The organism is Streptomyces sp. NPDC050315 (assembly GCF_040655775.1).
Lineage (GTDB): Bacteria > Actinomycetota > Actinomycetes > Streptomycetales > Streptomycetaceae > Streptomyces.
In genome coordinates, this window is sequence record NZ_JBFAKN010000006.1 from 565,236 (window position 1) to 580,235 (window position 15,000).

12 protein-coding genes and 1 tRNA gene are annotated in these 15,000 nt (G+C 70.1%); 6 read left to right on the top strand and 7 right to left on the bottom strand.

Going from position 1 to position 15,000, the window contains the following annotated elements; translation table 11 throughout:
* Window positions 1–32: 32 nt before the first annotated feature.
* Entirely contained in the window at window positions 33–2,486 is a 2,454-nt protein-coding gene (locus AB0I82_RS24845; protein WP_363259544.1) for a phosphoketolase family protein, read from the bottom strand.
* Window positions 2,487–2,587: 101 nt separating this feature from the next.
* On the opposite strand from AB0I82_RS24845, the gene AB0I82_RS24850 reads away from it, so the two are divergent.
* Entirely contained in the window at window positions 2,588–3,112 is a 525-nt protein-coding gene (locus tag AB0I82_RS24850; protein ID WP_363259545.1) for a hypothetical protein, read from the top strand.
* Between the two features lie 33 nt (window positions 3,113–3,145).
* Here the strand turns inward: AB0I82_RS24850 and AB0I82_RS24855 are convergent, their stop codons facing one another.
* Window positions 3,146–3,871 carry a DUF4232 domain-containing protein gene (locus AB0I82_RS24855; protein ID WP_363259546.1) on the bottom strand — a complete coding sequence of 242 codons (726 nt, stop codon included), beginning with the start codon at window positions 3,869–3,871 and terminating at the stop codon, window positions 3,146–3,148.
* Between the two features lie 207 nt (window positions 3,872–4,078).
* Between AB0I82_RS24855 and AB0I82_RS24860 the strand changes: the two genes are divergently transcribed.
* On the top strand, window positions 4,079–4,720 hold the full coding sequence (locus AB0I82_RS24860; RefSeq protein ID WP_363259547.1) for a YceI family protein: 642 nt from the start codon (window positions 4,079–4,081) through the stop codon (window positions 4,718–4,720).
* 92 nt (window positions 4,721–4,812) lie between these two features.
* Here AB0I82_RS24860 and AB0I82_RS24865 read toward each other — a convergent pair.
* Window positions 4,813–4,886 (bottom strand) — tRNA-Gly (locus AB0I82_RS24865).
* Window positions 4,887–5,131: 245 nt separating this feature from the next.
* Here AB0I82_RS24865 and AB0I82_RS24870 point away from each other — a divergent pair.
* From AB0I82_RS24870 to AB0I82_RS24885, 4 genes are all read left to right on the top strand, one after another.
* Window positions 5,132–5,290 (top strand): hypothetical protein, encoded by a 159-nt coding sequence (locus tag AB0I82_RS24870; protein ID WP_169746141.1) that lies wholly within the window; start codon window positions 5,132–5,134, stop codon window positions 5,288–5,290.
* A gap of 136 nt (window positions 5,291–5,426) precedes the next feature.
* A complete protein-coding gene (gene dcd / locus AB0I82_RS24875) occupies window positions 5,427–6,002 on the top strand; it encodes a dCTP deaminase (protein ID WP_030259148.1) in 576 nt (191 codons plus the stop codon).
* Window positions 6,003–6,053: 51 nt separating this feature from the next.
* A complete protein-coding gene (locus AB0I82_RS24880; RefSeq protein WP_363259548.1) occupies window positions 6,054–6,551 on the top strand; it encodes a phosphoribosyltransferase in 498 nt (165 codons plus the stop codon).
* 124 nt (window positions 6,552–6,675) lie between these two features.
* Window positions 6,676–8,223 carry a ricin-type beta-trefoil lectin domain protein gene (locus AB0I82_RS24885; protein WP_363259549.1) on the top strand — a complete coding sequence of 516 codons (1,548 nt, stop codon included), beginning with the start codon at window positions 6,676–6,678 and terminating at the stop codon, window positions 8,221–8,223.
* A gap of 120 nt (window positions 8,224–8,343) precedes the next feature.
* Here AB0I82_RS24885 and AB0I82_RS24890 read toward each other — a convergent pair whose 3' ends face one another.
* The 4 genes from AB0I82_RS24890 to AB0I82_RS24905 all read right to left on the bottom strand — a co-directional run bounded on the left by AB0I82_RS24890 (window position 8,344) and on the right by AB0I82_RS24905 (window position 14,865).
* Window positions 8,344–9,318 (bottom strand): YIP1 family protein, encoded by a 975-nt coding sequence (locus AB0I82_RS24890; RefSeq protein ID WP_363259661.1) that lies wholly within the window; start codon window positions 9,316–9,318, stop codon window positions 8,344–8,346.
* A 134-nt stretch (window positions 9,319–9,452) separates the two neighbouring features.
* Window positions 9,453–10,910, bottom strand: a complete 1,458-nt coding sequence (locus AB0I82_RS24895) for an FG-GAP repeat protein (protein ID WP_363259550.1) — start codon at window positions 10,908–10,910, stop codon at window positions 9,453–9,455.
* Between the two features lie 173 nt (window positions 10,911–11,083).
* Entirely contained in the window at window positions 11,084–12,409 is a 1,326-nt protein-coding gene (locus tag AB0I82_RS24900) for a VCBS repeat-containing protein (RefSeq protein ID WP_363259551.1), read from the bottom strand.
* A 188-nt stretch (window positions 12,410–12,597) separates the two neighbouring features.
* On the bottom strand, window positions 12,598–14,865 hold the full coding sequence (locus AB0I82_RS24905) for a (Fe-S)-binding protein (protein WP_363259552.1): 2,268 nt from the start codon (window positions 14,863–14,865) through the stop codon (window positions 12,598–12,600).
* Window positions 14,866–15,000 lie beyond the last annotated feature (135 nt).

The following is a 15,000-nucleotide window of genomic DNA, read 5'->3' on the forward strand; positions in this document are numbered from 1 at the left end:
GGGCTGTTGGCGCGTACCGGCGAAGACGCGACCTAGTACGGCCACCGCCAGTCCGCCACCTCCGGCATGTCCGTGCCCCGCTCGCGGATGTACGCGTGATGCCTGGTGCGGGCGTCCTGCATCTGCTGGCGTAGCGCCGTGGCCTTCACGGCGAGGCCCGGTACTCGGTCGATGACGTCCATGACCAGGCGGTAGCGGTCCAGGTCGTTCATGACCACCATGTCGAAGGGGGTGGTCGTGGTGCCGTGTTCCTTGTAGCCGCGTACGTGCAGGTTGGCGTGGCCGGTGCGGCGGTAGGCGAGGCGGTGGATCAGCCAGGGGTAGCCGTGGTAGGCGAAGATCACCGGGCGGTCGGTGGTGAACAGCGCGTCGTACTCGGCGTCCTTCATGCCGTGCGGATGGTCCTCGCTGGGCAACAGGCGGGCGATGTCCACGACGTTGACCACCCGTACGGCGAGGTCGGGGAGGTGCTCGCGGAGCAGCGCGGCAGCGGCCAGTACCTCCTGGGTCGGTACGTCGCCCGCGCACGCCAGCACCACGTCCGGTGCCGCGCCGCCGCGCTCGGTGCCCGCCCAGTCCCATACGCCCGCGCCCCGCGCGCAGTGCGCGATCGCCTGGTCCATGTCCAGCCAGTCGAAGGTGGGCTGCTTGCCCGCCACGATGACGTTGACGTAGTCCCGGCTGCGCAGGGCGTGATCGGCGACGGAGAGCAGGGTGTTGGTGTCCGGCGGGAGGTAAACCCGTACGGCCGGCGGGTACTTGTTGAGTACGTGATCCACGAATCCCGGGTCCTGGTGCGAGAAGCCGTTGTGGTCCTGGCGCCAGACGTGCGAGCTCAGCAGGTAGTTGAGCGAGGGGATCGGGTGGCGCCAGGTCAGGTCGCCGGTGACCTTCAGCCACTTGATGTGCTGGTTGACCATCGAGTCGACGATGTGCACGAAGGCTTCGTAGCAGGAGAAGAGGCCGTGCCGGCCGGTGAGGAGGTAGCCCTCCAGCCAGCCCTGGCAGGTGTGTTCGGAGAGGATCTCCAGGACGCGGCCGTGCCGGTCCAGATCCTCGTCGGTGTCCAGGAGCTTGTCCTGCCAGGTCTTGCCGGACGCCTCGTACACCGCCTGCAGCCGGTTCGACGCGGTCTCGTCCGGGCCCACCAGGCGGAAGTTGCGGCTCTCGGCGGTGTCGGCCATGACCCGTTCCAGCAGCTGCCCGAGCACCTTGGTCGGCTCGCGGAGCTCGGTACCGGGGTGCTTCACCGGTACGGCGTACTCGCTCAGCGGCGGCATCGGGAGCGAGCGGGTCAGCCGGCCGCCGTTGGCGTGCGGGTTGGCGCCGAGCCGGCGCGCTCCCTCAGGTACCCAGCGCAGTACGTCCGGGCGCGGCGCGCCCCGCTCGTCGAACAGCTCCTCCGGGCGGTAGGAACGCAGCCAGCGCTCCAGTTCCCGCAGGTGATCGGGGTTCTCGCGGGTGGCGGCGAGCGGGACCTGATGGGCGCGCCAGGTGCCCTCGACGGGCTTGCCGTCGACCTTGCGCGGGCCGGTCCAGCCCTTGGGCGTACGGAGCACGATCATGGGCCAGGGCTGCCGCGCGGGTGGGGCGGTGGCCGAGCCGTCCCGGGCGGCGCGCTGGAGGGCGCCGATACGGTCCAGCGCCCGGTCCATGGCGGCGGCCAGCTCGCGGTGCACGGTGTCCGGGTCGTCGCCCGTGACGTACAGCGGGTCGTGCCCGTAGCCGCGCAGCAGGTCGTCCAGCTCCTCTTCCGGCAGCCGGGCGAGCACCGTCGGGTTCGCGATCTTGTACCCGTTCAGGTGCAGGATCGGCAGTACGGCGCCGTCGTGCACCGGGTCCAGGAACTTGTTCGAGTGCCAGGAGGTGGCCAGCGGCCCGGTCTCCGCTTCGCCGTCGCCGACGACGCACGCCACCAGGAGGTCCGGGTTGTCGAAGGCGGCCCCGTACGCGTGCGAGAGCGAGTACCCCAGTTCGCCGCCCTCGTGGATCGACCCGGGCGTCTCCGGCGCGACATGGCTCGGCACCCCGCCGGGGAACGAGAACTGCTTGAACAGCCGGGCCATCCCGGCCTCGTCCTGCCCGACATCCGGGTAGATCTCCGAGTAGCTGCCCTCCAGCCAGGACCCGGCGACCACCGCGGGCCCGCCGTGCCCGGGTCCCCAGATGCACATCGCGTCCAGGTCCCGCTCGACGATCACCCGGTTGAGGTGCGTGTAGACGAGATTCAGGCCGGGCGAGGTGCCCCAGTGGCCGAGCAGCCGCGGCTTGATGTGCTCCGGTACCAGCGGCTCGCTCAGCAGCGGGTTGCTCAGCAGGTAGATCTGGCCCGCGGCGAGGTAGTTCGCGGCCCGCCAGTGGGCGTCGAGCGTCCGTACGTCGTCGTCGGACAGGGCGGTAGCGGATTGTGCGTTCGAGCTGGAAGGCGCCGTGCGCGTCCGCTCGCCGCTCTCCGTCGCCGTCCCGGTCCCCGGTGCATCCCGCATGAATCAACCCTTCTCCGGCTTTCCCGTCGAACCGACCCTTCCCATGCTGGGATCCGGGGCGTCACCCGGCAACGCAGGATCGGGCCGGGTACGCGGTACCCGTGACCTGGAGAGGAATGCGTACGGACGCGGACCTGCTCCCGTACCGTGCAGACAGAGAAGGGCGCGCGAAGATCCGCGCGCAGCCGCTGCACGCAGATGGGGGACGGCCGATGGATCCGGAGATCGCGGCACTGGCGGGCACCGCCGGTACGACGCTCGTCACGCTGATGGCCACGGAGGCGTGGCAGGGCGTACGGGAGGGCGTCGTCGGGCTGTGGCGACGGGCCCGTCCCGAGCGCGCCGACACCGTCTCGGCCGAGCTGGAGGCCGCCCGCGAGGATCTGCTCGCGGCCCGCGACGCCGCCGACGAAGAGACCGAGGACGAGCTGCGCCGCGACTGGCAGGGCCGCATCCGCCGGCTCCTCGCCACCCGCCCGGACGTCGCCGACGACCTCCGCGCCCTGCTCGCCGAGGTCACCCCCGAGGAGACCCCGGCGGCCCCGGTGATCACCCAGCACGCCACGGCTTCCGGGTCGGCCCGCGTCTATCAGGCGGGGCGGGATCAGCACATTCACGAGCGGTGAGGCGGGGCGCTGACGCGTTCGGCTCTCCGGTTCTCAGCCCACGTCGACCGGGTTGACGAACGTCCCCGGGCGGGTGGCGCCCGACTGGTCCAGGATCGCGCCGCCGTAGGGCCACTTCAGCTCGAAGTGCTGCTTCTCGTTCGGCGGGGTGACCACGACCGTGGCCGGCTCGACCTTGCGGTCGTCGTCGCGGGTCGACGGCAGCAGCTGGAACGTGAAGTGGGTGTTCTCACCCGGCTTCAGCGTCACCGGTACGGGCTTCTTCCCGGAACGTCGCAGGTCCCAGGTCGTGCCGTCCGTGCCCTTGATCTGCACCCCCGGAAAGCCGCTGACCGTGCAACCGCTGTCGCCTTTGTTCTTGAACCACACGGTGGCGGTCTGCTGGCCATCGCTGTTCATATCGGGGCGGCCGCCGCCCGCGGAGCCCCAGCCGGCCGTCATGTTCGCCGTGGTGCAGCGGGCGGCCGCGTTGTCCGTACCGGCCGCGCCGCCGCTCCCGGTGGCCTGCTGCCCGCCGGACGAGGCGTCCGTACCGGAGCCCTCGGCGGAGCCCGTACCCGTCTGCGACGCGGAGTCCGAGGAGCCCTTGGCCGAGCCGTCGGCGGACCCGGCGGAGCCGCCGGCCGACGCGGACGCCGACGAGTCCGACCCCGCGGCGCCGGACTCGCCGCCTTGGCAGGCAGTGAGGGCGAGCGCGGTGGCGGCGAGCAGGGCGGCTGCGGCGGCCTTGCGGCCGTGGCGACGGGTGCGGTGCGACATGGTGTCCCCCTGGTGGTGGCGTCGGTGCGGCCGGTCCTTCCGTTCCGCGCCACCTACACTCGGCGCCCCCGTTGTTGATCCACTAACACCGCGCTAACGTCTTGCGCGCTCGGCAGCACGCGCGCGCCACCGATCACCGGACTATCTAATTCCGCGCCTCTGAACAGGGGTTGCGCCCATTCTTACTTTGAAGTAACAACATCCCCCATGAACTTGTTCGGCCGCAGCTCCTCCTCCCGCCGCGCGGCAGCCCCCGCCGCTCCGGCCCCCTCCGACCTCGCCGTTCTGCCCGACCCCGACTTCGCCGCGCTCACCGGTGAGTGGATGATCGACCCCGCGCACAGCAGGATCGGCTTCTCCGTCCGGCACGCCATGGTGACCACGGTGCGCGGCGCCTTCACGGCGTACGAGAGCCGCCTCTACTTCGACGGCCGCGACCCGGCCCGCTCCGAGGCGCAGATAACGCTGTCCACCGCGAGCATCGACACCGGCGTGGAACAGCGCGACGCACACGTCATCGGCCGCGACTTCCTGGACGCCGCGAGCTACCCCCGGATGACCTTCACCAGCACCGCCGTGGAACTCGCGGACGACGACGTCTACCGCATGACCGGCGACCTCACCATCAGGGACATCACCCGGCCCGTCGTGCTGGAACTCACCTACATCGGCCACGTCACCGACCCATTCGGATACGAGCGGGTCGGCTTCGACGGCACGACCACCATCAACCGCACCGACTGGGGCCTGACCTACAGCGCCAAACTCGCCCAGGGCGGCGCCATGGTGAGCGAAAAGGTCCGCCTCCAGTTCGACATCGCCGCCATCCGAACCTTCCCGGTCGACTGACCGCACTCCCGCAGCGACGCCGACAAGGGAGGCCAAGGGGGACCGGCCCGCACAACAAACAAGGCCCAGGTCTCCGACCTGGGCCTCAACTCTGGAGCGGGTGACGGGAATCGAACCCGCGCTCTGAGCTTGGGAAGCTCATGTTCTACCATTAAACTACACCCGCGTGACCGCCTGATCTTGCAGGGCGGTGCATCGTCGCACACTGTACCTCATCCCCAGCCTCCGGTGTATTCGGCCGTGAGGCTTTTGTCATGTCCGGGGGCGACGCGGGGCGGTAAGCGGGTGCGGGGTGCGGGAGTTGAGGCGTACGGTGGGGACTCTTCCCCGGTTCGGAGTGCCGCTTGGGAGTGCGCCCAGTTCATCCCCTAATGTGGCTTTTGTTGTCCATGCGTTTGGGAGAGGGACTTGATGGAGCGCACCGTCGTCCGTTGTGCCGAAGGGCACGTGTTCAGCACCGCTTCGTTCCCGATGCAGACCACCGACCGGCTCGGCCCCGGTCGGCTGCTGCGGTGCCCGCGCTGTGCGCGGCTGCGCCACGCGGTCCCTGTACAGATGGAGAAGCGCTAACGAGGGTGGCGAGGGCCCGGTTCCCGGAAGGGGGCCGGGCCCTCGCGGCTGTCCGGGCGGGGTGCGGGGGCGGGGCGGGTAGGCGGGGCGGATGCGCGATGCGGAGCCCCGGGTACCGGGCGCGTATCCTCGTGGCGTGCTTCTCTCAGACAAGGACATCCGGGCCGAGATCGACGCGGGCCGGGTGCGTATCGATCCCTACGACGAGTCGATGGTTCAGCCGTCGAGTATTGATGTGCGCCTCGATCGGTACTTCCGAGTGTTCGAGAACCACCGGTATCCGCACATTGACCCCGCCGTCGAGCAGCTCGACCTGACGCGGGAGGTCGTGCCCGAGGGGGACGAGGCGTTCATCCTGCACCCGGGCGAATTCGTGCTGGCGTCGACCTACGAGGTCATCACGCTGCCGGACGACCTCGCCTCACGGCTGGAGGGCAAGAGCTCGCTGGGGCGTCTGGGGCTGCTGACGCACTCGACGGCCGGGTTCATCGACCCCGGGTTCAGCGGGCACGTCACGCTGGAGCTGAGCAATGTCGCGACGCTGCCGATAAAGCTGTGGCCGGGCATGAAGATCGGGCAGCTGTGCATGTTCCGGCTGACCTCGCCGGCCGAGTTTCCGTACGGGTCGGAGCGGTACGGCTCCCGCTACCAGGGCCAGCGTGGGCCGACGCCCTCGCGTTCGTACAAGAACTTCCACCGTACGCAGGTCTGAGGACCGTACGGCGGATGCGATGGGGAATCGCTAGAGGGCTGAGAGAGATACGTGACTGACGTGCGGGAAAATCTGACGTATGAGCGGTTTGGTACCGCCATTCGTGAGCTGGCGCAGACGATCGCCGATGACGGGTACGAGCCCGATGTGGTGCTGAGCATCGCGCGGGGCGGGGTGTTCGTCGCCGGCGGCCTGGCGTACGCGCTGGACTGCAAGAACATCCACCTGGTGAATGTGGAGTTCTACACGGGGGTCGGCGAGACGCTGGAGATGCCGGTCATGCTGGCGCCGGTGCCGAACGTGATCGACTTCAGCGACAAGAAGGTGCTCATCGCCGACGACGTCGCGGACACCGGCAAGACGCTGAAGCTGGTGCACGACTTCTGCCAGGGCACCGTCGCCGAGGTGCGCAGCGCGGTCATATACGAGAAGTCGCAGTCGCTGGTGAAGTGCGAGTACGTCTGGCAGCGCACGGACGACTGGATCAACTTCCCGTGGAGCGTCGAGCCGCCGGTCGTGCGGCGTGAGGGCCAGGTTCTCGACGCCTGAAATCCCCTTCCCTGCGGGCCAGTTGGTACGCAGGGCGAATTCGGGCCAATTCTGTGGCTGATGTTCCGCCGGGGTCTACCTGCGAGTAGAACCGGCGGTAACAGCAGACCGGAGGGGAGGCCCAATGGTGCGTGCGAGACGAGGGCGGCGGCTGGTGACCGCAGCCGCCGCTGTGATGGTGCTGACCGGTGGTGTGACCGCCGCCGGTACGGGGGCGAGCGTGGCGGCGGGGCCGTCGGCCGGGGCCGCGGCGACCGCCGCGGACAGTAAGCCGCTGCCGCCCGAGCTGGAGAAGATCAGGGCCCAGGAGGCCACCCAGCTGTACGGGGACCCGGCCGAACGCCCGAGGGAACAGCGCAAGACCTCGCTGATCTCGCTGGGGGACAGCGAGATCTCGGGGGAGGGCGTCGGGACGTACGAGCCGGGGACCGATGGGCCGGACAACTGGTGCCACCGGTCGCCGGACGCGGCCATCCACCGGACCGGCATCGCCGCGGATGTGACGTACAACGTGTCCTGCTCGGGCGCGTACACCGGGAACATCAGGATCGGCGGCAGCAAGCAGTACGCCGATGAGCTGGTGCAGAGCGACAGTCTGGCGATCAAGGCCAGGAACACCCGGCTGAAGATGATCGTGCTGGTGGCCGGGGCCAATGACGACCTGCAGTTCGGGCCGGTGATGACGGACTGCGTCACGCGCTGGCTGCTGCTGCAGGGGCCCTGCGAGCCGAAGTACGCGCCGGGGTGGCAGGCGCGGGTCGACGGGCTGGTGCCGAAGGTCGAGCAGACGGTCGGTGATCTGCGGACGGTGATGCGGGACGCCGGATACGCGGACGGCGACTACAAGCTCGTGGTGATGGGGTACCCGAGCCCGATCGGGCCGGACATCGAGGACAACCCCAATTTCCCGGGGAAGCTGCCGGGCGGCTGTACGGGCTACACCTCCGACTCGGCGTGGGGGCGCAACGCCGCGGTCCCGGCATTCCAGGAGGGCATGCGGAAGGCGGCCCGCGACTCGGGCGCCGTGTACCTGGACAACTCGCGGCTCTTCCACGGGCACGAGGTGTGCATGGAGGACGCCTGGGCGCGCGGCCTGTACGTCGATGTCTCCCACCCCTTCCCGCCGGACGCCAACTCCGTACGCCAGTCCTTCCACCCGAACGCGCGCGGTCACGCCGCGTTCGCCTCCTGCCTGACCCAGCTCTATGCGTCCGGCCTGCGCGAGGCGTCCTGTGCGGACCCGGCGAGCACGGGGAAGCCGGAGCTGTACGCGGGGGCCTGGGACGATGCGTACCGGCCGCTGAAGAACGCCGGCACGGGGAGCTGTGTGGACGCGGCCGGCGGCAGTTCGCGCAACGGCACGGCCGTCGGCGGCTGGGACTGCAAGGACCAGAGGAATCAGGGCTGGTGGTACGACAGCGGTCGGCGGTCGGTGCATGTGGAGCTGACGCAGGACCGGTGCCTGGACGTGCCGGGGGCGAAGTACGAGGCCGGGGCCGGAGTGGTGCTGTGGAACTGCTCGGGTGCGGCCAACCAGCGGTTCGTGAAGGACGCGGCGACGCAGAGCATCCGGCCGGAGGCGGCCCGGGAGCTGTGCCTGACGCTGGCCTCGGCGAAGGATCGAGTGCGACTGCAGAAGTGTGACGGGTCGGCCACGCAGCGTTTCACGTGAAACAGCGTGTGAGCAGAGGCAGTTGATATGCAGTAGGGCCCCGTTCCGTCCGGAACGGGGCCCTACTGCATCAGGATGTGTCGCCGACGCGGCGGCGATCGTCGCTACGCCGTGCCGTCGCTACAGCGTGCCCAGCTTCACCAGGGCGAGCAGGGCGACCAGTTGGATCGCGGAGGCGCCCAGCGCCTTGGGCCAGGGCAGGTCGTGCGACCGGCGGACCATCGTGGTGAAGAGGTAGGCGGCGGCGAGCCAGGTCAGCCAGCCGAGGACCTGGACGAGCGTGCTGTCGCCGCCCAGGAACATCGCGAAGAGCAGCCGCGGCGCGTCCGTGATCGACATGATCAGCATGGACAGACCGATGGTCGGCTGCCACCCGCCGTCGCCGCCGAGCTGCCGGGCGAGGGTGTGGGTCACCGCGCCCAGGATCAGCCCGCCGATGACGAACATCACGCCGGTGATCAGCACCCACGGGATGCTCTGCGAGAGCGTGGCGTTGAGCACGTCCTCGCGGGCGGCGTCGAAGCCGAAGACCGCGAGCAGGCCGTAGATGAAGGTCACGACGAGGGCTGGGCCCCATACGGCGTAGTCGCGCATCCGCCAGAAGGTCTGGTCGGGCTGCCGGACGATGCCGGTCAGCAGCTCCTTCCACGGCAGGCGCGGGCCGGCGGGCGGAGCCGCCGACTGACCGGCGTGGTACGTGCTGCCGCCGCTGTACTGACCGTCGTCGTACTGGCCGCCGTACTGGCCGTCCCCGTACGCGTCCGGCGCCTCGCCCACGCTGAACTGCTGGGTGTGGCCCGGTGCGTCCGCGCGGGCGTTGCCGCCGCCGTAGGGCGGCTGCCGCGGTGCGTGCCCCTGGTCGCCGAAGTACTCGGGCTCACCGTGCCGGCCGGCGCCCTGAGCGCCGCCGTGGGGAGCCTGCTGCCACTGTCCCTGTGCGGGGGGCGGGGCCTGCCGGCCGTACGGCGCCTGCTGCTGACCGTACGGTGCCGGTGCTCCGTACGGACCAGGCTGACCGTGCGGAGCCTGCTGACCGTACGGGGCCTGGCCCTGCTGCCCCTGCTGCGCGGTGCGGGAGTTCCGTCCGCGACCCATCCTGAATCCAGCCACGCTTCGAACGTACCTGGTCCCGACGGGTCGCATGCGGGAGAGGGCGGACAGGACGGGCATTGCTGCCGAGCTGTGACATCCCCTAGGGGATCCCTCGGCGGGGGACTAGGAACTCGGGGTCAGCCGGTGAGGAAAGCGCCGAACTGCGGTCGGCCCGTGGTGGACACGCCGACCGCGCCCGGGGAGACCGAGCGGCCGCCCGCGGTGCCGATGCGGGTGCCGTCGGACGGCAGGGAGACGACCGTGCCGTTGCCGTCGTTCTCGTAGCCTGCACCGACGGTCAGATCGGCTCTGCTGTCGCCGTTGAGGTCGGAGAGGAAGACCTCACCGCCGAAGAAATCGCTGGTCTCGGAGGCACCGGGAACGCCCGGGGTGTCCTGGTGGAAGTACTGGACGCCCTGTGTGGTGTCGATGCCGGAGGCGGAGCCGCGGAACACGGTGACCGAGCCGGTGTCCGCGACGCCGTCGATGTCCTCGCCGCCCGCGCCGATCGCCAGGTCCTGCCTGCCGTCGCCGTCGATGTCGCCGAGCGAGACCCCGTACCCGAAAACGTCACCGCGCTCGGAGCTGCCGGGCACCGCACCGGACTCCTGCGTGATGGTGTCCATCCGGCTGGTGGGGCCGCTCGCCGAGCCGTAGATGACGTTGACCTTGCCGCCCTTTGTGCTGCCGGGCACGGTGTCGTCCCAATGCACACCGGTGACCAGATCGCCGTAGCCGTCGCCGTCCGTGTCACCGATGGCGGTGATCACGCCGGCGGGCAGCTTGCGCATGCCGGAAGTGGTGGGGCCGGAGGCCGAGCCGGGCAGGAAGTAGTTGGCGTTGTAGTAGTTCTCGCCCTGCGGAATGTCCTGGAAGCCGTCGACGACCAGGTCCGTACGGCCGTCACCGTTGACCCGGCCCGCGGTGAGGCGGATGATCCCGGCATCGGAGCCGCCGAGGATCGGGAGGGTGACGGCCGACTTGGCGGCCGGGACGCCCGACGAGCTGAAGCCGCCCTTGAGGATCCGGAGGGTGGCCGCCGTGGTGCCCACGGCCAGATCCTCCTTCTTGTCCCCGTCGAAGTCGCCGGCGGCCAGCGCGGCACCGAAGGAGTCGTGCTTCGTCGGGGCCGGGTCCGGGATCGTGGCGGCACGCGAGATGCCGGATGCCGAGCCCCACAGGATCTGCACGGTGCCGCCGTCGGTGTCGCCCGAGACGTCCTCGCAGGGGGCGCCGACGGCGAGGTCCGCGTAACCGTCGGAGTTGAAGTCGCCCGCCGAGAAGGACAGGCCGAACCAGTCGTCGGTCTCCGCCGAGCCCGGTACCCCCGCCGTGTTCTGGGTGAAGGTGGCTTGCAGGCCGGCGGACACACCGTCGGCCGAGCCGTACAGGACGGTGACCGCGCCGGCGTTCTTGTGGCCGGCGACGGTCGCGGCGGGTGCGGCGACGGCGAGGTCGCGGTAGCCGTCGCCGTTGAAGTCGCCCTGCAGGCCGCCGGCCGCGGCGGTCGCGGGGCCGGTGGAGAGGGTGAGCAGACCGCCGGTCAGGGCCGCCGCCGCTGCGGTGGCCACGGCCGTACGAAGGTGCTTGGGCACGCTGTTCTCCTGCTGCATGCGGGATGCGGGCGCATCCCGTCCGGATGAGTGCCGTCCGCCGTGGTTCACCGGTCATTTACCGGGTGTACAGCGGCAGTTGGCGATCACAAGACCCACGAAGGGGCAGGAGGGTTGCATGCCGGAGGCACCCTGTCAGCGGGCCCCGCCCGCGCTCACTCCGTAAAAGCCGCCGTGCTGAATGACACCGCAGGCTCGGCCGCGAATCCGGACCTCGTTCCCCGGTGCACCGTCACCGCGTCCCGGCTGTCCGAGCGGGTGAGGAGGGTCAGGTCGGCCCGTCCGTCCTCGTCGTAGTCGGCCAGCCGGAGCACCGTCGTGCGTGCGGCGGTGGGCATGCCGGGTGCCTTCGGTACGGCCTGTTCGCGGTCCGCGCGCAGGCCGGCGGCCGACCCCGGGAGGAGTACGGGGCGCCCCGCGCCGCCGGACACGACCAGGTCCGTACGGCCGTCGCCGGTCACGTCCCCGGCGGTCACCGACCGGCCCGCCACCCGGACCGTGGCGCTCTGCGGGGCCGCCGTGCCGATGCCGTACCGGACGGCGAGCCGCTCGCCCCCGGCGACCACCGCGTCGATCGCCGCCCCGCCGTCGAACCGCCCGAACGCCACGTCGTACCCGGCAGGCAGCGCGGCCCCCGCCGCGTCCGGCCCCCGCGCGCCGCCCAGCGCGAGTCGCCCCGGCGCGCGGCGGTTCGGAGCGCCGGACCGTACGAGCAGGTCGTCGGCGCCGTCCCCGTCCACGTCGACGGGCGCGGGCAGCCCGGCGAGCGCCGTGCCGGGGATGTCCAGCGGCGCGCCGGCCCCCTTCGGCGCGCCCGCGCGCGTGAACGGCCCGCGCAGGAAGCTCGCCCGCGGCCCGGACGCCGTGACCACCAGGTCCTGCGCGCCGTCCCCGTCGAAGTCTCCGCAGACCGGGTGGTCGGGCCACTCGTTGCCGAATCTGGCCCGGTCTGGGATGCGCAGCTTCACGGCGCGCGCGGTGAGCCCTTCGGGGGAGCCGAAGAGGAGCTGTACGGGGACGGGCGGGCGGCCCTGGCCGTCGTACGGCGGATCGGTGCTGACGACGAGGTCGGTGAAGCCGTCGCCGTCCAGGTCGCAGGCGGCCTCGGCGTCGAAAACGGCCGGTACGACGCCGTCCGTGGGCGCCGCGTGCCGGGCCGGGGTGAGGAGCCGGCGCACGGCGGGGTCGAGGCCGTGGTTCGAGCCGTAGACGATGCCGATCCCGGGGTCGTCGTCGTGGCTGTCGTCGGGGTTGAGCAGCGTGTCGAGGACGAGGTCGGGGTGGCCGTCGCCGTTGAAGTCGTCGGCCTTCTTGCTGCCCTTGCCGTGCGGGACGGGCCGTACCGGGGGGCCGGAAGCAGCGTGGTGGGCCGCGGGGCGGGCGCCGCCGCCCGCCGGGAGCAGGCCGCAGCCGGCCGCCAGCAGTGCGCAGCACAGAACGGCCCCCGCCGCGCGTGCCGCTCGTGATCCCCGGTACCGCACTTCGCCCCCCAGCGCCCCATCCGCATCCGGCGCCTCATGTTCGCACGGACATACGTCATGGGTCCGCATGTTCATCTGGTTCCGGACATCCGGCCACGGGTGCGCGAACGACGACGGCCGGTCCCGCGCGATGCGGGACCGGCCGTCAAAGGTCGTACAGCAGGTCGTACAGCAAGTACGTACTGCGGTTACTTCACCGGCTCGGGCTCCGGCTCGTCCGCGGGCTCGGCCTCGCCGGCCGGGTCCGCCGGGGTCTTGACCGAGTCCAGCAGGAGCTGGGCCACGTCGACGACCTGGACGTTCTCGCTGACCTTGCCATCGTTCTTCTTGCCGTTGACCGAGTCGGTCAGCATGACGAGGCAGAACGGGCAGGCGGTGGAGACGATGTCGGGATTCAACGACAGCGCCTCGTCGACGCGCTCGTTGTTGATGCGCTTGCCGATGCGCTCTTCCATCCACATGCGCGCGCCGCCGGCGCCGCAGCAGAAGCCGCGCTCCTTGTGGCGGTGCATCTCCTCGTTCCGCAGGCCCGGCACCTTGGCGATGATCTCGCGCGGGGGCGTATAGACCTTGTTGTGGCGGCCCAGGTAGCACGGGTCGTGGTAGGTGATCAGACCCTCGACCGGGGTGACGGGGGTCAGGCGGCCCTCGTCGATGAGGTGCTGCAGCAGCTGGGTGTGGTGGATGACCTCGTACTCGCCGCCCAGCTGCGGGTACTCGTTCGCGATCGTGTTGAAGCAGTGCGGGCAGGTCGCGACGATCTTCTTCTTGGACTTCGGCTTCTTGGACTCCGGGTCCTCGTCGTCCTCGCCGAAGGCCGCGTTCAGCGTGGCGACGTTCTCGGCGCCCAGCTGCTGGAAGAGGAACTCGTTGCCCAGACGGCGGGGCGAGTCGCCAGTGCACTTCTCGTCGCCGCCCATGATGGCGAAGTTGACGCCCGCGATGTGCAGCAGCTCCGCGAAGGCCTTGGTGGTCTTCTTGGCGCGGTCCTCCAGGGCGCCCGCGCAGCCGACCCAGTACAGGTAGTCGACCTCGGTGAGGTCCTCGACGTCCTTGCCGACGACCGGGACCTCGAAGTCGACCTCCTTGGTCCAGGCGAGGCGCTGCTTCTTGGCCAGGCCCCAGGGGTTGCCCTTCTTCTCCAGGTTCTTGAGCATCGTGCCCGCCTCGCTGGGGAAGCTGGACTCGATCATGACCTGGTAGCGGCGCATGTCGACGATGTGGTCGATGTGCTCGATGTCGACCGGGCACTGCTCGACGCAGGCACCGCAGGTGGTGCAGGACCACAGCACGTCCGGGTCGATGACACCGTTCTCTTCGAGGGTGCCGACCAGCGGGCGCTCGGCCTCGGCCAGCGCCGACGCGGGCACGTCCTTCAGCTGCTCCTCGGAGGCCTTCTCCTCGCCCTCCATGTCCTTGCCGCCACCGGCGAGCAGGTACGGCGCCTTGGCGTGTGCGTGGTCCCGCAGCGCCATGATCATGAGCTTGGGGGAGAGCGGCTTACCGGTGTTCCACGCGGGGCACTGCGACTGGCAGCGGCCGCACTCCGTGCAGGTGGAGAAGTCCAGCAGGCCCTTCCAGGAGAAGTGCTCGATCTGGGAGACGCCGAACTGGTCGTCCTCGCCCGGGTCCTCGAAGTCGATCTCCTTGCCCTCGCTGGTCATCGGCTGCAGGGCACCCAGCGCGACGTCGCCGTCGGACTCGCGCTTGAACCAGATGTTGGGGAAGGCCAGGAAGCGGTGCCAGGCGACACCCATGTCGGTCTTGAGCGCGACGGTGATCATCCAGATGAAGGACGTCGCGATCTTCAGGCCGGCGAAGAAGTAGGTGAGGTTCTGGAGCGTCGAGACGTCCAGGCCCTCCAGCCACGAGACGACCGGGTACGAGATGAAGAACGACGCCTCGTAGCTGTCCACATGGTGCTGGGCGCCCTCCAGCGCGTGCAGCATGAAGATGCAGACGCCGACGATGAGGATGACGGCCTCGACGAAGTACGCCTGGCCGAAGTTGGAGCCGGCGAAGCGGGACTTGCGCCCAGGCTTGCCCGGCTTGCTCAGCTGCCGGATGGCGATCAGGACCAGGATGCCGAGCACCGTCATCGTGCCGATGAACTCGACGAACATGTTGTACGGCGCCCACTCGCCGATGACCGGCAGCAGCCAGTCGGCCTTGAACAGCTGGCCGATGGCGTTGACGATCGTCAGCAGCAGCGAGAAGAAGCCCACCGCGACGAACCAGTGCGCGACGCCGACGACGCCCCAGCGGTTCATCCGGGTGTGGCCGAGGAATTCCTTGACCACCGTGACGGTGCGCTGCGTGGGGTCATTGGTCCGTGAACCGGCGGGTACGGACTGTCCGAGCCGCATGTAGCGGTAGATCTGCACAATGGCGCGGCCGAACAGTGCGACGCCGACCGCGATTAGGACCAGCGACACGATGATCGCGGCGAGTTGCATGGGTGGCTCCTCGGGCCTGCGTGAGCGGGTTCTTCGGTGGTGTCTCGGTAACTACTAAGCAGTAACTTAGTTAATCCCTCCGAGATTACCCACTATTCCTGCCCTGCTGTACCGGGCGCGGCGGTGATCTGCGTC

Coding starts and splice junctions, on each gene's coding strand:
- AB0I82_RS24870 (WP_169746141.1), top strand. CDS start 5,132: ATGGAGCGCACCGTCGTCCGTTGTGCCGAAGGGCACGTGTTCAGCACC.
- AB0I82_RS24905 (WP_363259552.1), bottom strand. CDS start 14,865: ATGCAACTCGCCGCGATCATCGTGTCGCTGGTCCTAATCGCGGTCGGC.
- AB0I82_RS24890 (WP_363259661.1), bottom strand. CDS start 9,318: ATGGGTCGCGGACGGAACTCCCGCACCGCGCAGCAGGGGCAGCAGGGC.
- AB0I82_RS24845 (WP_363259544.1), bottom strand. CDS start 2,486: ATGCGGGATGCACCGGGGACCGGGACGGCGACGGAGAGCGGCGAGCGG.
- AB0I82_RS24860 (WP_363259547.1), top strand. CDS start 4,079: ATGAACTTGTTCGGCCGCAGCTCCTCCTCCCGCCGCGCGGCAGCCCCC.
- AB0I82_RS24855 (WP_363259546.1), bottom strand. CDS start 3,871: ATGTCGCACCGCACCCGTCGCCACGGCCGCAAGGCCGCCGCAGCCGCC.
- AB0I82_RS24885 (WP_363259549.1), top strand. CDS start 6,676: ATGGTGCGTGCGAGACGAGGGCGGCGGCTGGTGACCGCAGCCGCCGCT.